Source organism: Bradyrhizobium sp. CCBAU 45394 (assembly GCF_028128655.1).
Classification (GTDB): Bacteria; Pseudomonadota; Alphaproteobacteria; order Rhizobiales; family Xanthobacteraceae; genus Bradyrhizobium; species Bradyrhizobium diazoefficiens.
Genome location: NZ_LBIX01000176.1, coordinates 33,417 through 51,671, shown reverse-complemented (window position 1 = coordinate 51,671; position 18,255 = coordinate 33,417). Strand labels below are relative to the sequence as shown.

Below are 18,255 nucleotides of genomic sequence, written 5' to 3'. Positions count from 1 at the left end.
CGTCGTGACGGAGAGGCCGCGAACAACGGGGGGCGAAAGGTGGCAGGTGACGGAGCAGGCCCGGCCCGCAGCTTTGCGATCATCCTGATCGTGCACCTCGCCGTGCTCGTGCTGTGGCAGGTCGCGGTCGATGCCTTCCACGTGCCGAAATTCATCCTGCCCTCCCCGCTCGCGACCGTGCAGACGCTGGGAACCGCGAGCTACGCCTGGGGCGCCAACACGCTGGTGACGGCGATCGAGATCCTCGGCGGCTTCGCACTCGGCGTATTCGTCGGCGTCACCCTCGCGGTGATCTTCAGCTGGGCGCCGCTGGTCAGCATGGTGCTGCTGCCGCTGTTCGTGACGCTGAACATGATCCCGAAGGTTGCGCTCGGCCCGCTTCTGATCGTCTGGTTCTCCTACGGCATCGTGCCGAACATCCTGATTGCCTTCAGCATCTGCTTCTTCCCGATCCTGCTCACCACCGCCCGCGGCCTGCGCGAGGTCGAACCGGATCTGCTCGATCTCGTCAAATCGCTGCGCGGCTCGCGCTGGACGCTGTTCCGCAAGATCCAGCTGCCGGGATCGCTGCCTTACGTGTTCTCCGGCATGAAGGTCGGCGCCATCCTGGCGGTCGCCGGCGCCATCGTCGGCGAGTTCATCGCCTCCGAGCGCGGGCTCGGCTACCTCATGATCCAGGTGCAGTCCTCGCTCGACACGCCCGCGATGGTGATGGCCGTGGTGCTGCTGACGCTGCTCGGCGTCGCCCTCTACGGCCTCGTGCTCGCCCTCGAGCGCATGTTCGTGGTCGGCGATGCAAGACAGACTTGATAACGGCAGACCTGAAAACGGAAAACCTGACTGACCAAGGACCGACCGATGCTCCTCACCCGCCAGACGCTGCCGAAGACCATTCCTGACATCGCCGCGCTCGACGATCTCCTGTGCCGGCCGACCCAGGCGCTGATCGACGACCTCAACAAGGTCGAGGGCGACATCATGATCCTCGGCGTCGCCGGCAAGATGGGCCCGACGCTGGCGGGGCTCGCCAAAGCCGCCGCGCCGGATCGCCGCGTCATCGGCGTCGCGCGCTTCAGCGAGGCGGGCGTCAAGGACTGGCTGCATCGGCGCGGCGTCGAGACGATCAATTGCGACCTGCTCGACGAGGCCGCGATCAACGCGCTGCCGAAGGCGCCCAACATCGTCTTCATGGCCGGCCGCAAGTTCGGCGCCGAGGGCGATCTGTCGCTGACATGGGCGATGAACGCGCATGTCCCGGCCCTTGTCGCGCAGGCCTTTCCGTCGTCGCGGATCGTGGCGTTCTCGACCGGCTGCGTCTATCCCTTCGTGCCGGTCGACGGCAAAGGCGCGACCGAGGACATGGCGCCAAATCCGCCCGGCGAATACGCCCAGTCCTGCGTCGGCCGCGAGCGCATGTTCGAGTATTTTTCGCGCAAGTTTTCGACGCCGGGCCGGCTGTTCCGGCTCAATTACGCGATCGACATGCGCTATGGCGTGCTGCACGACATCGCCACCAAGGTCCTCACCGGCACGCCGATCGACGTCAGCCTGGGCCATGTCAATTTCATCTGGCAGGGCGATGCGTCCGCGCAGGCGCTGCGCTGCCTCGCCCATTGCACGGCGCCGACCTCGCCGATCAATGTCAGCGGCCACGAGATCCTGGCGGTGCGCGATCTCGCGGCGAAATTCGGCGCAAGGTTCGGCCGCGCCCCGATGCTGACCGGCGAGGAGGAGCCCACGGCGTGGCTGACCGACACCTCGCAGGCGGTCGAGCTATTCGGCCTGCCGGTCGTCGACACCGAGCAGTTGATTGCCTGGACCGCCGACTGGGTGTCCCGCGCCATGCCGAGCCTCGGCAAGCCCACCAAATACGAGGTGCGCGATGGCCGCTACTGACACCCCGCCCATCATCAAGCTCGGCGTGAACGATGCCATCGCCGGGCTCGTGCTGTCGGTCGAGGCGCACTGGAACCAGACCGAAGAGGACTGGCGCATTTTCCTGCGCGACGGCGTCGTGTTCGGCATTCGCGATGGCATGCGGCTGGTCGCGACAGCGGCACTGCTGCCCTATTCCGGCAGCAACGCCTGGATCGGCATGGTGCTCGTATCAGGCACGCATCGCCGCCGTGGCCTTGCGACGCGCCTCGTCGACGCCTGCCTGGAGACGGCGCGCAGGAACGGCCTGACCAGCTGGCTCGACGCGACCCCCGACGGTGCTGCCGTGTACGGGCCGCTCGGCTTCACGCCGACCCTGCAATTACGGCGGCTGAAATTGGTCAATTCAGCGCAAGCGTCGGCGCGACCGCCTTCGGCCGCGACGCTTGACGCGCTTTGTGCGCGGGACCGGCGGGTCACCGGTTTCGACCGGACCGCCCTCCTGACCGCCTTCGCACAGCGCTTCGGCTCGCGTATCGTCGCTTCGAATGGATGCATCGCGCTGGTCCGCGACGGCAGAACCGCGCGCCACATCGGTCCCTTGTTCGCAGATCATGCCGTCGAAGCGCTGGCCCTGGTCCAGGCGATCGCGCGATCCGAGACCCGCCCCCTCCTGCTCGACGCCGTCGCCTCGCAAGGCGCGTTCCTGGAGGGATTGACCGCTTCGGGCTGGACCGTCGAACGCCCGTTCCAGCGCATGCGCTTCGGCCCCGCCACCGCCGCGGGCGAGGAAATGCCATTCGCCGTCGCCGGCCCTGAATTTGGATAGGACATCATGCACCACAGCCAGATCAATGCCGACGTTCGCAGGCTGATCGCCGACGGCACCGTGCTGCCGGCGCACCCTCTTGCGCTCACCGCCGAGCGAAAGCTCGACAAGACGCATCAGCGCGCGCTGACGCGCTACTACATCGACGCCGGCGCCGGCGGCCTTGCGGTCGGCGTGCATACGACGCAGTTCGCGATCCGCGACGTCGGCCTCTATCGTCCCGTGCTGGAGCTCGCCGCCGAGACCGCGGCGAGCTGGACCAGGCGTCCGCTGGCGATGGTCGCGGGACTTGCCGGTCCGACCAGGCAGGCAACCACTGAAGCGCGCACCGCGCGCGACATCGGCTATCACGCCGGCCTGCTCAGCCTCGCCGCGATGAAGAGCGCCTCCGAGGACGAGATTATCGCGCACTGCACCGCGGTCGCCGCCGAAATTCCGTTGGTCGGCTTCTATCTCCAGCCGGCCGTCGGCGGCGTCATCCTGTCGAGCCAATTCTGGCAACGCTTTGCCTCGATCGACAATGTGATCGCGATCAAGATCGCGCCGTTCAACCGCTACCGCACGCTCGACGTGCTGCGCGGCGTCGCAGCCGCGGGTGCGCTCGACCGCGTCGCGCTCTACACCGGCAATGATGACCATATCCTGCTCGATCTCATGCTGCCGTTCGACCTGCGCGACAACGGCGTCACCACGCGCACCTATTTCAAGGGCGGACTGCTCGGCCATTGGTCGGTCTGGACGGCGAGCGCGATCGGGCAATTCGAGCGCTGCAAGGCGGCGCGGCACAAGGACAGCGTGCCGGCCGACCTGCTCGCGCTCGATGCCCGCGTCACCGATTGCAACAGCGCCTTCTTCGACGTCGCCAACAATTTCCACGGCTGCATCGCCGGCTGCCACGAGATCCTGCGGCGTCAGGACCTGATGCAGGGGCTGTGGTGCCTCGATCCTGCCGAGGGCCTCAGCCCCGGCCAAAAGGAGGAGATCGACCGCGTCTGCCGCGAGCACGCCGACCTCAGCGACGATGACTTCGTGGCCGCCAACCTCAGCAAATGGCTGGCATGACGGACGAGCCCTTCATCAGCCTGCGCGGCGTCCGGAAAGTCTACCGCAGCGGCGGCGCGGAGTTTCTCGCCGTCTCCGACGTCACCATGGACGTGAAGGAAGGCGAGCTGGTCTCGCTGGTCGGCCCGTCCGGCTGCGGCAAGACCACGGTGATGAAGATTCTGGCCGGCCTGCACGGCGCCGACGGCGGCACCGTGAAGATTGGCAGCGCCAGAAGCCCGTTCGATCCGACCCGCGACATCGGCATGGTATTCCAGCAGGCGCTGCTGCTGAAATGGCGCACGATCCTGGACAACGTGCTGCTGCCGGCCGAGATCGTGGGGCTACCGATGAAAGCCGCGCGCGAGCGGGCGCGCGATCTGCTCAATCTGGTCGGGCTTGCCGGCTACGAGCAGAAATATCCGCAGCAGCTGTCAGGCGGCATGCAGCAGCGCACCGCCATCGCGCGGGCCTTCATCCACGATCCCAAGCTGATCCTGATGGACGAGCCGTTCGGCGCGCTGGACGCCTTGACGCGCGAGCAGATGAACCTGGAGATGCTGCGGATCTGGCGCGAGAGCGGCAAGACCATCATCTTCGTCACGCATTCGATCCAGGAAGCGGTGTTCCTGTCCTCGCATTGCGCCGTGCTGACCGCGGGCCCGGCGAAGATGGCCGACTACTTCCCGATCGACCTGCCCTTCCCGCGCGACCTTCCGCTCAAGACAACGGATGCGTTCGGTGCCTATGCGCGGCGCATCTACGCAAAGCTCGGGCTGGGCGCGGCGTAGACCGCTCCCTCCGCCGTCATTCCGGGGCGCGACGAAGTCGCGAGCCCGGAATCCATCGGGCGGCAAGACACGCGGTGAAATGGATTCTCAGATGCGCAATTGCGCATCTTAGCTCCCGCCAAGAGGCGCGCCCCGGAATGACAGTGTCCTTCGGATCACGCCTGAAAACACCGCGCCCTCTTGCTGCAATCAGGTCTTGTTGCGCATCTTGCTGAGCAAATAGTTGTCGTAGAAGTTTTCCGCGATCTGCGTGTAGAACAGCAGCTCCTTCATATACGCGTCGTGGCTCTCCTTGGTCCGCTTGAACAGGTCGCTCTTGGCCGCGAGCTCGTTCAGGTGCTCCTGGGTGGCGTTGTAGCAAGCCTCCAGCACCGGCTGCGGGAACGCCTTCAGCTCGGCGCCGTTGGCGATCAGCCGCTTCAGCGCCGCCGGGTTCACGCTGTCGTACTTCTCGAGCATCCAGGCGCCGGCCGCAGAGGCGGCCTGGTTGACGATGGCCTGGTAGTGCTTGGGCAGCGAAGCCCACTTCTCGTCATTGACGATCATGTGCAGCATGGCGCCGCCTTCCCACCAGCCGGGGAAGTAGTAGTATTTGGCCACCTTCTGGAAGCCGAGCTTCTCGTCGTCATAGGGACCGACGAATTCGGCGGCGTCGATCGAGCCCTTCTCCAGGGCCGAATAGACGTCGCCGCCGGCGAGCTGCTGCGGCACGATGCCGAGGCGCGCCAGCACATGGCCGCCCATGCCGGCGATGCGGAATTTGAGGCCCTTGAGATCGTCGACGGTCTTGATCTCCTTGCGGAACCAGCCGCCCATCTGGGTGCCGGAGTTGCCGCAGAGGATCGCATGCGCCTTGAACGGCTTCAGCGCCTCGTTGGCGAGATCGGCGCCGCCGCCGAAATACCACCAGGACTCCTGATGGCGATGGTTCATGCCGAACGGCGCGCCGGTGGCATAGGCCAGCGCCGGCTCCTTGCCGATGTAGAAGTAGAGCGGCGTCTGCGCCATCTCGACGGAGGCCGCGCTGACGGCGTCGAGCGCCTGCAAACCGGGGACGAGCTCACCGGCCGCAAAGGTCTGGATCTGGAATTTGTTGTCGGTGGCGTCAGCGACGTATTTCGCGAAGGTCTGCGCCGTGCCGTAGATCGTGTCGAGCGATTTCGGGAAGCTCGAGGTCAGGCGCCATTTGATCTCGGGCGCGCCTTGCGCGATCGCAGGTGCAGCAACCAGCGTCGTCGCGCCGGCGACCGCGCCACCCTTGAGGAATGTACGGCGTTTCATGATGGGGTCTCTCCCTAAAGCAAGGCTTCAAATGGATGGCCTGGGACACGGTCTTCGCAGACCGTTTGCCCGTTCCCGCCGCCGAGTTCAAGGTGTTCCGGATCAAGTGTCCTGGAGGAAGATCGACAGCGCTCGCTGCAATTCCTTGTACGCGCGCGGCCCGATCTTGGCGGCGAGGGTCTTCTCGCTTTCGGCGATCGACGGCCGCAAGCGGCCGAGGAGCGCGGCGCCGGTCTGGGTCACATACAGCACGTAGTAGCGGCGGTTGACGGCGGAGGCCGAACGCTGCACCAGGCCGCGCCGCTCCAGATGATCCACCAGCCGCCCGAGCCCCGCCCGCTCGATCGACAAGGATTGCGCGATGGCAAGCTGATTGACGCCGGGATTGGCTTCGATCACCGACAACACGGAGAACTGCGCCGGACTGATGTCGAAGGCGGCCAGCCGCCGGCTGACATCCCTGAACACCCAGAGCTGGGCCCGCCGGATGCGATAGCCGAGTGAACGGGACAGATCGTCCGAGGCAAGCAGCTTTGGCCGGGCGGGCTTTCCGGCCGGCGCGGCACGCGAGGCGGATCGCGCCGGCTTTGCAACCTGCGCCCTGCGCGACGCTCCCTTCGGGGATCGCTTCCTGACGCCAGCCTTCTCCGGCTCCATCGACGACCATCTTTCACAAGCCGGCGCGGCGGCATCCGCCCGGTGGTCCGGGATTCGAACGCCAAGTCTATCGCAGCGGACCGGGATCGAGAAGCCGCGCGGCGTCGCGCCTTGCCGATGCAGCTTCTACGACAGGTTGCACCGCGGACTCGCGTGTTGCGTCATGTTGACACGGCAACATCGCTTGCCTAAGGATCAAGAAAACCTGCCGTCGCACGAGCAGGCTTCAGGGGAGCTAACGTCGGTGCCTGCATCAGGGAACGGCGACGATCCGCATGCCATCGCGCATCGCGGCGACACGATTGCGGCCGTCGGCGCATTGCGTTCCGCGCGCTGCGATCCGCATCGCGAAGCTCCCCGGCCTCCCGACGACCAGGACGTCCCGACCGACAGCGACATCGCTTGCAGCCTTGACGACGCCTGCCGCAACGGCCGGCGCCGCACGATGTCGCGTGGACGACCGCTGCTTTCGACAATCATCAAGCTGGAGGGCATGACATGAAACGGTTACTTCTCGCCTCGACCATTGTTGCCGGCTGGACGGCTTTCGGCCCGCAGGCAATGGCCCACGGCCTGCCGCCGAGTGGTGTTGCCCCGCGCGCATCCTGCACGGCCCTCACCGGCCTCACGCTGCCGAACACGCAGATCCTGAGCGCGACCCAGAAGGCGGGCTACTGCAACGTGATCGGCATCATCAACAAGCGCGTCTCGACGCAGGACCCCGATCATTTCACTTACGGGATCGGCTTCGCGCTCAACCTGCCCGATACCTGGCATGGCCGTTTCGAGATGATGGGCGGCGGCGGCACCGACGGCAGCCTCCAGGCCGATCCGCAGGGCGCCGCCGGCGTCGAGCTCGGTCAGGGCTGGGCCGTGGCCGCCGACGACGGCGGGCATGAAGACAACGCCAGCAATCCGGTCGGCGGACATCAGGACGACGATGCCAATGCCGGAGGCTCCGCGCATTTCGCGATCGACGCCCAGGCGCGCCGGGACTACGGCTACAACGGCATCGAAAAGACCGCGACGATCTCGAAGCAGATCATCTCCTATTACTACGGCCTCGACACCGTCTATTCCTACATCATGGGCTGCTCGAACGGCGGACGTGACGCCATGATGGCGTCGCAGCGCTTCCCCTGGCTGTTCGACGGCGTGATCTCGCAAAATCCCGGCTTCAATCTGCCACAGGCGGCCCTTGCGGAAGCCTGGAACGAGCAGGTGCTCGGCACGCTCGCCACCAGCAAGGACGTCAACGGACAGCCCTTCATTCCCGACACGTTTCCGGTGCAGGATCTCCAGGTGGCCTCGGCCGCGATCCTGAGCGCCTGCGACGCGCTCGACGGGCTGGTCGACGGCATCGTCGACAATTATCACGCCTGCACGGCGAAGAAGGTGTATCCGGCGCTCGCCAGCTACACCTGCGGCACCGGTTCGCACGGCAGCACGCCGCATGGCGGCACGTGCCTGACCGGCGCACAGGTGGACGCGCTGAAGAAAATCTATGCCGGGCCGGTCAATTCCCGCGGCCAACGGCTCTATTCGAACTGGTTCTGGGATGCCGGCATCTGGACGCCGCCCACCGCGCCCGGCGCGGGCTGGCAACTATGGAACGTCGTCACCGCGCCGGTGCCGAACGTCAACACCGCGATCAACCTGACGCTCGGCGCGGGCGCGATCCCGATGATCTTCCAGACCCCGCCCGTCGTCACGCCCGTCAACGGGCCGAACGGCCAGGAAGCCTTCGTGTTCCGCTTCAACTTCGACACCGACGCGCCGAAGATCTTCGCGAAGACGCAAGCCTATCCTGAAAGCAGCATGGACTTCATGGCCGCGGTCTCGACCGACCTGCGGCCGTTCAGGGCGCGCGGCGGCAAGCTGATCGTCTCCTCCTCCGTCAATGACGGCATTTTCTCCGGCGCTGCCATCGCCCGCTGGTATCGCAACATGGACAGGCGCATGAACGGGCGCGCGACCGACTTCGCGCGGCTGTTCATGGTGCCGAACATGGCCCATTGCGGCGGCGGTGCGGCCACCGCGAGCTTCGCGCAGAACGAGGTCAAGGCCATCACCGACTGGGTCGAGAAAGGCATCGCGCCTGAACGCATTGTCGCGACCAATACCAACGCCACCTCGCCCTACCCGACCGGCGGACTTTTTGATCCGCGCATTGCCATGAACTTCCCGGCCAGCGGCACGAGGCCGCTATGCGTCTATCCGAAGATTGCAGCCTACAAGGGCAGCGGCATGACCAACGATGCCGGCAATTTCGCCTGCATCGACCCCGGCTTCAGGCCGGGCGGCGACCACGACTTCCATGATGACGACGATGGGCATGGCGACGGCAGGCCCTGATCGTCCTGCTTCCTCTCGTGCCCCGGACGCAGCGCAGCGTCTCCCTCGCGATGCGAAGCATCGTCGAGCGCGATGCGCTGCTGAGCCGGGGCCCATCCATCCGCCATGCCGAGTGGCCATCTGGGTCCCGGCTCTGCGCCGCAGCGCTGTAAGCGTTGCGGCTTGTCCGGGACACGAGCAGATTCTCACGAGGCCTCAGCCTGCTCATACATTCCGGCGACGAAATCGCCGAATGTCGGTGCGAGCGGCAGCACGTAGCCCCATTCGTTCGACATCGCCTCGGCAAGCGTCCAGGGCTTCTCGTATTCGGCGATCTCGTGATCGATGAACCAGATCTTGCCGAAATGCGCCTTGTCGATCGTCATGCAGATCGGGTTGCCGCCGTGGTCGCTCATGATCCAGAGGAGTTCATCGACGGTCGGCCATTGCGGAGTCTGACGCGTCTGGACCAGCGAGCATTCATCGCGCCGCAATCCCAGCACCTCCTGGACCGCGCCGGCCCAGTGCCCTTGCGGCCAGTTGAACTCGGCAGAGCCCTGGAAATAGCCGCCGGCGCAGACCATCAGGAACTGGCGATACTCGTCCGGCAAGCGGCAGCCGATGGATTTTTCGAATGCCTCGAGCGCTGCGAGCGTCGGTTGCTCCGCGCGGGCGCGATCAACGCCGGCAATGAAGTCTGCGATATTCATGCGATCCCGTTCCTCGGCGCAGAAGCGCGCCACGCCTTCGTCGCAGGCATTCGGGAGCGGGTTCGACGATTGGAGGGGAGTAACGGCTGTCTCAGAGCAGCTTCGCGCTGACGAACAGCGCGCGCACGGCGTTGGTCGCCTGCACCGCGAGCATGGCGTTGCCGGCGGCGCCTTCCAGGGCCGAGATGGCTTCCTCGTGCAGCGTGCGGAATTCCATCCACTCGACCGACTTGAAGTTGGTGAGGAATTGATAGGCCTGGCCGACGGTCGCGATCGCCAGCGTGTCACCGTTCAGCTTGATCTTGAACGTCGTACGCAGCGGGGTCTCGGAATTCTGGGGATCACTCATGGGCTGCTTCTGGACAAGGACGGCTTAACGAAGGGGAAACGGCAGCCCCGCCGCGGCAGGCAAATATCAGGAGTCGGTGCTGCCGCGCTGTGACGCGGTCGCCGATCCTCTCAGGCTCGGCACCACGACCAGGCGGTTGAACTCGCCGTTGTCGTAGGCCTTGAGGAAGCGCTCATAGTCCTTGATCGAGACGCAGCCGTTGGAATCGCCGCGCGGCCCGAGCATGTAGCTGTGGGTGAGAAGGCCGACGCGGCCGAGCGCGCTGGTGCCCTCGGCGGGCGTCAAGCGCAGCGCGCGGATGCCGTGGAACAGCTTTTCGCGCGGCTTCAGATCGTAGGTCGCCGGCGGGGTCGCGCCCACCATGCGCTGGTCCACATGCTGGGGGTCGTCCATCAGCGCGCCCATGCCCGAATGCGCTTCCAGCGCGAGGCCGCTCGGCAGGTAAAGCGCCTTGGCCGAGATGTCGTAGACCGCCGTGCGCGAATCATAGCCGAGGGCGGCGAGATCCGGCGCCTTGCTGAACAGGCCATCGCCGGGGGTCAGCGAGGCCAGCTTGATCTTGTCGGTGAATTTTTCGAAGAAGTTGCGGTTGTCGACCCTGGGGGTGGTGTCGGCATAGGCCTGGCTGGACGCGATCTGGGCCGAGAAGTCCGCCTGCACCGGCCGCGAACGCGGCATCGGGACCGCGTCGGCACGCTCCGAGGGCCGCCTCTCGTCAACCGCCGTCCGGTCATCTTCGGTCAGGGTCGAGCGCCAGTCGTCGCCCTGGAGTTTCTGGGCCAGCATCGCCTTGGCATCGCGCAGCTTGAGCTGGACCGCATTCAGGGCAGAGCGCTCCAGCGTCCGCAGGCCGAGCTCGCGGGCGGGCGCGCTGCCAGATGCCGAAGCAAAACGGTCCTCGAAGGAAGGGGCATTGGCCGGCGGTAGCGCGGCGGAAACCAGCGGGGTCGAATCGCCCATATCGGCGACCCAGGCGGCGGCACCGAGCGACAGCGCAACAGCGGCCAGAGACAGCAGAATCGTCTCGGCCCGCCCGATACGGCGGCGCGACAACAGCCTCTCGGCTCTTGCGGTGTCGGAAACCATCAGATCCCCAAATCGACCCCCGGGGAGACCCACCCCCACCCGGAGACTCTCTATACCAGCTACCACATTGGGAGCCAAAAGTTAGGCATAATCACGGCCGTCAAGGCACCCCCAAGGTATCCAATGACCGCTCCTTTCGATCTAGACCGGTTCGTCCAGGCCCAAAACCCGGTCTATCCCACCGTGACCGGGGAGCTGTCCCGGGGCCGGAAGCAGAGCCACTGGATGTGGTTCATTTTCCCGCAGGTCGCCGGCCTCGGCTTCAGCGCCATGGCGCAGCGCTACGCCATCGGCTCGCGCGCGGAGGCCGAGGCCTATCTCGCCCACCCTGTCCTTGGCCCGCGCCTGATCGCGTGCACCAGGCTCGTGCTCGCCGTTCAGGGGCGGACCATCAACGCGATCCTCGGCGCGCCTGACGACGCCAAATTCCGCTCCTCGATGACGCTGTTCGGCGCGGTGTCCGATGATCCCATTTTCAATGAAGCGCTTGCCCGGTACTTCGCCGGCGAGCGCGACGGCGCGACGCTGGAGATCCTCGCAAAGCTCGATCAGCCGTCCAGCTGAGCTCGCGCGGCGGCAAGCAGCGTAAACCCGGGATTAACACGGGCGACCTATCGTCCGTGGAAAATAATTCTCCCCGCGCCAATTGCCGGACAGAACATGAAAATCGGAACGCTCCTGACCACCGCCATCGTCTCGCTCTCGACCGTCGGCGGCGGCCTCGCCGTCTACGTCGCCGTGACGAAATATCAGACGATGGAGCGGATCACCGAAGCACAGGGGCGGCTCGCGATCGTCCGCGCCGTCGGCGACATCCCGCGCTATCTCAACCCCGAGCGCGGCTTTTCGACCAACATCCTCTATGGACCGGCGACGGTGGACCCGGCGCTGCTCGCCGAGCAGGACAAGCTGCGCAAGCAGACCGACGGCGCCCGCGACCGGATGAACGCGTTGCGCAAGGACCTTCCCGGCCCGTTCGACGACGGCGCCACCACTGGCAACAACATCGACGGCATCAATTCGAAATTCACCGCGCTGCGCGAGGCCATCGACAAGGCGCTCGCGGGACCGGCGGACGCGCGCAAGGACGCCGCCAAGAAGATCGTCGCCGACAACGCCGTGCTCAACGGCGCCGTGACCGCGCTGCTCAACGAGCAGGTCCGCCGCATGGCGATCCTCAACGGCGACGCCTACCGGCAGGCGAGCTATGCCAACATCGCGATGACGCTGCGCGACGTCGGCGGCTTCAACTCCAGCCTGCACAAGAACCTCGTCGGGGGCAAGAAACCGGCGACGGACACCGAGAAGGCCGAGATCAGCCGCTCGCAGGGCCGCAACGACCAGATCGTGATGGCGTTGCTGGAATTGCGCGGCAATCCGGCAACGCCGGCGAACGTCGCCGCTGCGCTGGAGAAGTTCAACGCGGTCTATATCGAGGAGTTCGGCCGCGAGCTCAAGCTGGTGAAGGACGGTGCGATCAGCGGCAAGTACGAACACGACATGGACACCTATTACGCCGCGACGCAGCGCGGCCTCGGCACCATCATCGAGGTCCGCGACGCGCTTTACGACAATGCGGAGCAGATCCTGGCGGGCGCCTCCTCGGCTGCGCGCACCAGCTTCACTGTCGCGCTCCTCGGCCTTGTCGCCGTGCTGATCGCCAGCATCGGCCTCGTCGTGACAGTGCGCCGCCGCGTCTGCGCGCCCATCGTCGGCCTGACCACGCGGATGTCGCGGCTTGCCGAAGGCAACGTTGCCGAGGAGATCCCCGGCGCCGAGCGCTCCGACGAGATCGGGGCGATGGCCGCGGCCGTGCAGGTGTTCAAGGACAACATGATCCGGGCCGACCGGCTCGCCGCCGAGAAGCAGGCCGAGAACGACGGCAAGATGCGCCGCGCGCAGGCGCTCGACGAGCTCACCCGCGCGTTCGAAGCCAAGGTCACCGAGCTCGTCGGCGGGCTTTCGAAAGCCTCCTCCACCATGGAAAGCACGGCGCAGTCGATGACCTCGACCGCGGCCCAGACCAACAGCCAGGCCGCGGTCGTCGCCGCGGCCTCCGAGCAGACCTCCAGCAACGTGCAGACGGTCGCGAGCGCGACCGAGGAGTTGACCTCCTCGATCTCCGAGATCGGCCGTCAGGTCGCACAAAGCACCGAGATCGCGGCCCGCGCCGTCGACAACGCCCGCCGCACCGGCGACACGGCACGTACGCTCGCCGAGGGCGCGCAGAAGATCGGCGACGTCGTCACCCTGATCCAGAGCATCGCCGAGCAGACCAATCTGCTGGCGCTGAACGCGACCATCGAGGCCGCCCGCGCCGGCGACGCCGGCCGCGGCTTTGCCGTGGTCGCCTCCGAAGTGAAGTCGCTGGCCGGGCAGACCGCCAAGGCCACGACCGAAATCTCCGAGCAGATCACGGCGATCCAGTCTGCGAGCGACGAGACCGTGGCCGCGATCCGCAACGTCGCCGACGTCATCGCCGAGATCGACCAGATCGGCACCGCGATTGCCGCGGCGATCGAGGAACAGGGTTCGGCGACCAAGGAGATCGCCCGCAGCGTGCAGGAAGCCGCCCGCGGCACCCAGGAAGTGAACACCAACATCTCAGGCGTGCAGCGCGCCGCCGACGACACGGGAGCTGCCGCACGGGAAGTGCTGGGCGCGGCCGAGCAGCTCTCGACGCAGTCGCGCGATCTCGCCGGACAGTTCGACCGCTTCCTCGGCGAGGTCAGGGCCGCCTGACGCTGCCGCTCGCGCAAACTCAATAAGGCGGCGCCTTGCGCGCCCGCTGCGCCTTGGCCGCCTCGATCCACCAGGCGAGGTCGTCGGCAAAGCGCGGGAACGAACGCTCCAGCGCCTTGCCGCCCTCGCCGATCGGCTCGGAATCCGCCGACAGCGTCTGCGCGATCGGGCCGACGCCGATGGTGCTCGACACCACCACCATGCCCATTTCCGACAGCGTGCCGTGCCAGGCGGTCGAGGCGCGCGCGCCGGACAGGCGGCCGGCGGAGTAGCTGACGATCGCGGCCGGACGCCAGAACCATTCTTCGAGGAAATGGTCGGTCAGGTTCTTCAATCCGGGCTGAATGCCCCAATTGTATTCTCCGGTGACGAAGACAAAACCGTCCGCGCCGCGGATCTGCCCGGCCAGCTTCTCCAGCGCCTCGGGCGCGGCGCCCTTGGGATATTCCTTGTACATGCGGTCGAGCATCGGCAGGCCGATCGCCTTGGCGTCGATGAACTCGACATCCTCGCCGCGCTCGCGCAGGCGATTGATGACAAAATTCGCAAGGCGGATGCCCATGCGGTCGGAACGGTAGGAACCGTAGAGGACGAGGATGCGATTGCTCATGGCTGAAGGCTAGCACAAAACCGGAGTCCGGCCCCAACGCATTTGTCGTGCTAGCGCCTGCGTCCGCGCTCCAGCGTTTCCGACGGCGCCTCGCCGAACCGGTCGCGATAGCTTCTGGAGAAATCGCTGAGATGCCAGAAGCCGAAGGCCAGCGCGACGGCCTTGACGCTATCGGCGCCCGCCAATAGCCGCTGGCGGACCAACCACAGCCGCCGCAGGCGCAGGTAACGGTGCAGGCTCATGCCGCGATAGCGGCGGACGACATCATGCAAGGTGCGGACGGAAAGGCCGAGCTCGCGCGCGATCTCCTCACTGTAGATGGGCTGGGCGAGATCGCCGGACAACAGCGCGCGGATGTCCTGAAAGATCTTGAACTGCCGCTCGTCGTTCGGCCTCACCGTCCATCGCGCCGAAACCAAGTTGGCGAAGACGGCGTCGACCGCGCCGAACAGGGACTCCTTCATCGCCGCCGCCTTCAGCGGCGCCTCAGTGGGATCGATGGGCTCGGACGCGGCGGCCACCACCTCCCTGACCACGTTCCGCAACCCATTCAACGTCAATGTGCTGGTCTCAAAGATCTTGAAATTGGAACGCGTCTCGGGCCAGCCGCGGTTCTTGACCTCTGGTCGGAAGACGACCGAGGCGATTTGCCGCTGCACTTCCTCGATGGTGTTGTAGGCCGCGCCGCCGCTGCCGATGACGACGACCGCGCGGTCGCGTTGCGCACCGTTGAAGCGAATGGGAACGTCGAGGTCGTCCATCGCAAAACCAACCGCCGTGCAATCCGCGATGAGTTCAGCGTCCACAACCCGCGGAAAAGCGCGCGTCACGTTCACGTCGCAGCCTGGCAATTGCAGGATGATCTGCTCAGCCGCGATCCTTCGCACAAACGGTGTGAACTCGAAGTTCAGACCGCGGATCGCGTTGCGAAACTCATCGACGTCGGAAAAGCGAAATATCTTTGGCGCCAGTGTTGGCGCATCATCATCGCTGGTCATGGCAAAATGAAAACCGCGTCAGGAAAAATACGCGTGTCCGGGGTGAAAGCGCGGACCTGAATTCCCCCCTTTCGGTTGCCCCGTTAGACCGAAAAAATCATCCTAGTCTGTCTCGATCAGTTGGCGAGGGTCCAATTCAAAGGACAAGTTGACGGTTGGCGTCCTGCCAAATTTCGATAGCGTTTCCGGTAAAGCGGGCGGTGCGCTGATACCTGAAGGGTCAAAGTCTAAGATCCAAATTAACAACTTTAAGGCGCAATAGAACTCGTTCATTCGTTTTTTTTTGAGATTCAGGCCCTGCCGTGATGGCAAATTCGCCTGCAGATATTCTTTTGGAGTTGGAAGAGGCGATCGCGGCCTGCTCGCCCGAGCGCTGCGGGCGTATCCTGTCAGGCATTGTCCATCTGCTCACGACCAGCCGCGACCGGCCTCAGGAGCTGCTCGTCAACGTCGTCGACGGTGTCCTCCTCCGACTGGCAAACCGGGTCGCTCCGGATTCGCTGATTCAGCTCAGCCGAGCGCTCGCCGAGCTGCCTGTTGCGCCGCAAGAGACATTGAGGCACCTCGCCTCGCACGAGGACTCCGCCGTCGCATGTCCGATCCTGCTCAAATCGCAGGCGCTGTCCGCCGCTGACCTCGAGACGGTCGCAACGTCCTGCGGCGAAAGCCATCGACTTGCAATCGCGTCTCGCGCGCGCGTCGAAGCGGCTGTAGCCGAGGTGCTGGTCATACGCGGCGGCCGCACGGTCTGCCTTGCGCTGCTAAGGAACCCGGGAGCCCGGTTCTCCGACGCGGCCTATACTGCACTCGTCGAGAATGGCTCGGCGGATGACGCGATCACGAAGGCGCTGGCGCTGCGGCCCGGTACACCAGATCTGGTCGTGCGCAGGCTGCTCTCCATCTCGCCAGGCAAGGCCTTGGCCAAGCCCAGCGCCGTTGCCGCACCGGGACAGGGCGCCGCACCGGGCGTCGCCGCCGCCCTCATTGCTCCAAAGCGGCCTTGCTCGGCCGACTATGCGAGCGCAAGGCCGGAAATCGTCGCCCTCAACCGGGTCGGCAAGCTCAACGATTCGACAGTGAACCGCTTTGCGATCCGCGGCGAGACCGCAAACCTGTTCACGGCGCTCTCCGTGCTCTCGGGAGCCCCGATCGAGATCGTTGAGCATGTCATGATCGATGACGACTGCGAGGCCCTTGTCATGGCCTGCCGCGCTTCGCGCCTGAACTGGGCGACCACGCTCGCGATCCTGAGCAACCGAGGCGGTGCACGTCTCTCCTTTGCCGAGCGCGAACGCGCGCAGCAGATCTTCGAAACGCTCCTCTTGTCGACCAGCCAATGGACGGTGCGGTGGGGGGAAATCGCGGCAGGTGCCAACACCAGCGATGGGAGAAATCGCTGTACAAAAATGGGGGTTAGCCGATGAGGTTCGACGGTCGCAAGGCGCTTCGCGTACGGATGGATCACAAGCAGCCTGTCAACCTGATGGGTTCGGACGGCACCTGGCGACGCAGTTGCGTCCTGCTCGACGTCTCGCAAACGGGCGCCAAGCTCGAGGTCGAGGGCACGCTGGACGTTCTTCAGGCCAAGGAATTCTTCATGCTGCTGTCGTCGACGGGACTAGCCTACCGTCGCTGCGAGCTGGTCTGGATCGACGGCACCATGGCCGGCGTGCACTTCATCACCTCAGACGGCAAGAAGAAACCGGCCAGCGCACCGGCGGCCGCCGCGCAGACTTCCGTTCAAAGCAAATAGGCCCAGGGATCATCGATTTCTTTGAACTCCCGGTAGAAACAGGTGCAACGTGCAGAACGCGCGAACCATATCCCGCCCCGTCAAAGGCGACGGCGGCATTCGAGAGCCGGATGCGATACGCCCGTTCGTGCATGTTCTGGCCGATTCCTCCGACAAATTGTGGGGCGTCTGCTCGATGCTCGAGCGGCAATTTGCTGTCGCCGGCGAACGGCTCGACGCCGCGCCCAAGCTGTCGCAAGTTCCCTTCGCAATCGTCGTCCGCGCCGAGTTGCGCGACATCGAAAGCATCGCGGCTATCAAGAAGCGGGCTGCCAAGCTGGCGAAGGCCACGAAGCGGATCTTCCTAGTCGAGCACTCCTCTCACACAACTGTATCGCAAGCCTACGCGCTCGGCGCCACGCTCGTTCTCCCCGGGGCGATCAACAGGATCAAGCTGCTGGCAGCGCTGGCTGATCCGGCCGAGCCTGTGTCTGCTTCCTCAAGCGGCACAACGCAGCTGGACAATGCGGCAGCAGCCGCGGCAACCGCCATCGCGTCGATGTTCACGGCCGTCACGCTCGGCGAGCCGCTTGATGTCGCCGGCACCAGGAAAGCCGGTCGCCAGATTGCCGATCGTATCACCCAGCACGGCCTGTCGGAATGGCTCACGACGGTGCGGCGCCACCACGAGGGCACCTATCAGCACTGCCTGCTCGTGACCGGCGTCGCCATCGACTTCGGCCTCAGCCTCGGCGTCGGCAGGGCCGATCTGGAACGCCTCTACTCGGCCGCCATGTTCCACGACATCGGCAAGGCTCAGATCCCGCTCGCCATCCTCGACAAGCCGGGCCGCCTCGACGCCGAGGAGCGCGCTCTGATCGAAACGCATCCGACCGCGGGCTATGAGTTTCTGAAAGGGCACGAGGGGATTTCGCCTGAAATCCTCGATGCCGTGCGTCATCATCACGAATATCTCGACGGCAGCGGGTATCCGGATGCGCTCTGCGCCGAGAGCATCGGCGATATCGTGCGGATCCTCACGATCTCGGACATCTTCGCAGCGCTGATCGAGCATCGCCACTACAAGCCGACGATGCCGCGCGTGGAAGCCTACAATATTCTCTGTGGGATGACTGGAAAGCTGGAGAAGGCGCTGGTCGCCTCGTTCAAGCAGGTCGCGCTGACGCGATAGCCCGGAAAACCGGCGAGCGCCTCCATGC

Annotated in this window: 19 protein-coding genes; 12 read left to right on the top strand and 7 right to left on the bottom strand. The window is 65.5% G+C overall.

Annotated features, from left to right (window positions below; all coding sequences use genetic code 11):
- Positions 1-39: 39 nt before the first annotated feature.
- The 5 genes from WN73_RS37610 to WN73_RS37590 are packed head-to-tail and all read left to right on the top strand — an operon-like array spanning position 40 to position 4,536.
- On the top strand, positions 40-810 hold the full coding sequence (locus tag WN73_RS37610) for an ABC transporter permease (RefSeq protein WP_271557241.1): 771 nt from the start codon (positions 40-42) through the stop codon (positions 808-810).
- Between the two features lie 48 nt (positions 811-858).
- Positions 859-1,896 carry an NAD-dependent epimerase/dehydratase family protein gene (locus WN73_RS37605; RefSeq protein WP_271557240.1) on the top strand — a complete coding sequence of 346 codons (1,038 nt, stop codon included), beginning with the start codon at positions 859-861 and terminating at the stop codon, positions 1,894-1,896.
- A complete protein-coding gene (locus WN73_RS37600) occupies positions 1,883-2,704 on the top strand; it encodes a GNAT family N-acetyltransferase (RefSeq protein ID WP_271557239.1) in 822 nt (273 codons plus the stop codon). Before WN73_RS37605 ends, WN73_RS37600 begins: the two co-directional genes overlap by 14 nt.
- A 6-nt stretch (positions 2,705-2,710) precedes the next feature.
- Positions 2,711-3,766, top strand: coding sequence for a dihydrodipicolinate synthase family protein (locus WN73_RS37595; RefSeq protein ID WP_271557238.1), 1,056 nt, complete (start codon positions 2,711-2,713; stop codon positions 3,764-3,766).
- Positions 3,754-4,536 (top strand): ABC transporter ATP-binding protein, encoded by a 783-nt coding sequence (locus WN73_RS37590; protein ID WP_211433923.1) that lies wholly within the window; start codon positions 3,754-3,756, stop codon positions 4,534-4,536. Before WN73_RS37595 ends, WN73_RS37590 begins: the two co-directional genes overlap by 13 nt.
- Positions 4,537-4,725: 189 nt before the next feature.
- Here WN73_RS37590 and WN73_RS37585 read toward each other — a convergent pair whose 3' ends face one another.
- On the bottom strand, positions 4,726-5,817 hold the full coding sequence (locus tag WN73_RS37585; protein WP_028171176.1) for a TRAP transporter substrate-binding protein: 1,092 nt from the start codon (positions 5,815-5,817) through the stop codon (positions 4,726-4,728).
- A gap of 102 nt (positions 5,818-5,919) precedes the next feature.
- Positions 5,920-6,474: a MarR family winged helix-turn-helix transcriptional regulator gene (locus tag WN73_RS37580; RefSeq protein ID WP_028171175.1), complete on the bottom strand. Its 555-nt coding sequence runs from the start codon at positions 6,472-6,474 to the stop codon at positions 5,920-5,922.
- Between the two features lie 244 nt (positions 6,475-6,718).
- Here WN73_RS37580 and WN73_RS37575 point away from each other — a divergent pair, with 244 nt between their 5' ends.
- Together WN73_RS37575 and WN73_RS37570 are read left to right on the top strand one after the other, a co-directional pair.
- Entirely contained in the window at positions 6,719-6,976 is a 258-nt protein-coding gene (locus tag WN73_RS37575; RefSeq protein ID WP_028171174.1) for a hypothetical protein, read from the top strand.
- Entirely contained in the window at positions 6,973-8,829 is a 1,857-nt protein-coding gene (locus tag WN73_RS37570; protein WP_271557237.1) for a tannase/feruloyl esterase family alpha/beta hydrolase, read from the top strand. Before WN73_RS37575 ends, WN73_RS37570 begins: the two co-directional genes overlap by 4 nt.
- Before the next feature lie 185 nt (positions 8,830-9,014).
- Here the strand turns inward: WN73_RS37570 and WN73_RS37565 are convergent, their stop codons facing one another.
- The 3 genes from WN73_RS37565 to WN73_RS37555 form a co-directional block, all read right to left on the bottom strand.
- A complete protein-coding gene (locus WN73_RS37565) occupies positions 9,015-9,518 on the bottom strand; it encodes an SMI1/KNR4 family protein (protein WP_028171172.1) in 504 nt (167 codons plus the stop codon).
- Positions 9,519-9,609: 91 nt separating this feature from the next.
- Positions 9,610-9,867 carry a hypothetical protein gene (locus WN73_RS37560; protein ID WP_028171171.1) on the bottom strand — a complete coding sequence of 86 codons (258 nt, stop codon included), beginning with the start codon at positions 9,865-9,867 and terminating at the stop codon, positions 9,610-9,612.
- A gap of 66 nt (positions 9,868-9,933) precedes the next feature.
- On the bottom strand, positions 9,934-10,884 hold the full coding sequence (locus tag WN73_RS37555) for a DUF2778 domain-containing protein (RefSeq protein WP_028171170.1): 951 nt from the start codon (positions 10,882-10,884) through the stop codon (positions 9,934-9,936).
- Positions 10,885-11,076: 192 nt separating this feature from the next.
- Here WN73_RS37555 and WN73_RS37550 point away from each other — a divergent pair, with 192 nt between their 5' ends.
- A complete protein-coding gene (locus tag WN73_RS37550) occupies positions 11,077-11,517 on the top strand; it encodes a DUF1810 domain-containing protein (protein WP_028171169.1) in 441 nt (146 codons plus the stop codon).
- Positions 11,518-11,613: 96 nt separating this feature from the next.
- Entirely contained in the window at positions 11,614-13,695 is a 2,082-nt protein-coding gene (locus tag WN73_RS37545; RefSeq protein ID WP_028171168.1) for a methyl-accepting chemotaxis protein, read from the top strand.
- Between the two features lie 19 nt (positions 13,696-13,714).
- Here the strand turns inward: WN73_RS37545 and WN73_RS37540 are convergent, their stop codons facing one another.
- Both WN73_RS37540 and WN73_RS37535 read right to left on the bottom strand, forming a co-directional pair.
- Positions 13,715-14,305, bottom strand: a complete 591-nt coding sequence (locus WN73_RS37540) for an NADPH-dependent FMN reductase (RefSeq protein ID WP_038966812.1) — start codon at positions 14,303-14,305, stop codon at positions 13,715-13,717.
- A 50-nt stretch (positions 14,306-14,355) separates the two neighbouring features.
- A complete protein-coding gene (locus WN73_RS37535; protein WP_271557236.1) occupies positions 14,356-15,303 on the bottom strand; it encodes a helix-turn-helix domain-containing protein in 948 nt (315 codons plus the stop codon).
- A gap of 302 nt (positions 15,304-15,605) precedes the next feature.
- Here WN73_RS37535 and WN73_RS37530 point away from each other — a divergent pair, with 302 nt between their 5' ends.
- From WN73_RS37530 to WN73_RS37520, 3 genes are read left to right on the top strand one after another with little or no spacing between them, the layout of a single operon-like run.
- A complete protein-coding gene (locus WN73_RS37530) occupies positions 15,606-16,727 on the top strand; it encodes a DUF2336 domain-containing protein (protein ID WP_271557235.1) in 1,122 nt (373 codons plus the stop codon).
- Positions 16,724-17,056 carry a PilZ domain-containing protein gene (locus WN73_RS37525; protein WP_028171164.1) on the top strand — a complete coding sequence of 111 codons (333 nt, stop codon included), beginning with the start codon at positions 16,724-16,726 and terminating at the stop codon, positions 17,054-17,056. The genes WN73_RS37530 and WN73_RS37525 overlap by 4 nt, the downstream gene beginning before the upstream one ends.
- Before the next feature lie 49 nt (positions 17,057-17,105).
- The gene (locus WN73_RS37520) at positions 17,106-18,227 is read left to right on the top strand and encodes an HD-GYP domain-containing protein (protein WP_011086965.1); all 1,122 of its coding nucleotides are present in this window, start codon (positions 17,106-17,108) and stop codon (positions 18,225-18,227) included.
- Positions 18,228-18,255 lie beyond the last annotated feature (28 nt).

Coding starts and splice junctions, on each gene's coding strand:
- WN73_RS37580 (WP_028171175.1), bottom strand. CDS start 6,474: ATGGAGCCGGAGAAGGCTGGCGTCAGGAAGCGATCCCCGAAGGGAGCG.
- WN73_RS37595 (WP_271557238.1), top strand. CDS start 2,711: ATGCACCACAGCCAGATCAATGCCGACGTTCGCAGGCTGATCGCCGAC.
- WN73_RS37565 (WP_028171172.1), bottom strand. CDS start 9,518: ATGAATATCGCAGACTTCATTGCCGGCGTTGATCGCGCCCGCGCGGAG.
- WN73_RS37550 (WP_028171169.1), top strand. CDS start 11,077: ATGACCGCTCCTTTCGATCTAGACCGGTTCGTCCAGGCCCAAAACCCG.
- WN73_RS37570 (WP_271557237.1), top strand. CDS start 6,973: ATGAAACGGTTACTTCTCGCCTCGACCATTGTTGCCGGCTGGACGGCT.
- WN73_RS37535 (WP_271557236.1), bottom strand. CDS start 15,303: ATGACCAGCGATGATGATGCGCCAACACTGGCGCCAAAGATATTTCGC.
- WN73_RS37545 (WP_028171168.1), top strand. CDS start 11,614: ATGAAAATCGGAACGCTCCTGACCACCGCCATCGTCTCGCTCTCGACC.
- WN73_RS37600 (WP_271557239.1), top strand. CDS start 1,883: ATGGCCGCTACTGACACCCCGCCCATCATCAAGCTCGGCGTGAACGAT.
- WN73_RS37590 (WP_211433923.1), top strand. CDS start 3,754: ATGGCTGGCATGACGGACGAGCCCTTCATCAGCCTGCGCGGCGTCCGG.
- WN73_RS37560 (WP_028171171.1), bottom strand. CDS start 9,867: ATGAGTGATCCCCAGAATTCCGAGACCCCGCTGCGTACGACGTTCAAG.
- WN73_RS37540 (WP_038966812.1), bottom strand. CDS start 14,305: ATGAGCAATCGCATCCTCGTCCTCTACGGTTCCTACCGTTCCGACCGC.
- WN73_RS37585 (WP_028171176.1), bottom strand. CDS start 5,817: ATGAAACGCCGTACATTCCTCAAGGGTGGCGCGGTCGCCGGCGCGACG.
- WN73_RS37525 (WP_028171164.1), top strand. CDS start 16,724: ATGAGGTTCGACGGTCGCAAGGCGCTTCGCGTACGGATGGATCACAAG.
- WN73_RS37605 (WP_271557240.1), top strand. CDS start 859: ATGCTCCTCACCCGCCAGACGCTGCCGAAGACCATTCCTGACATCGCC.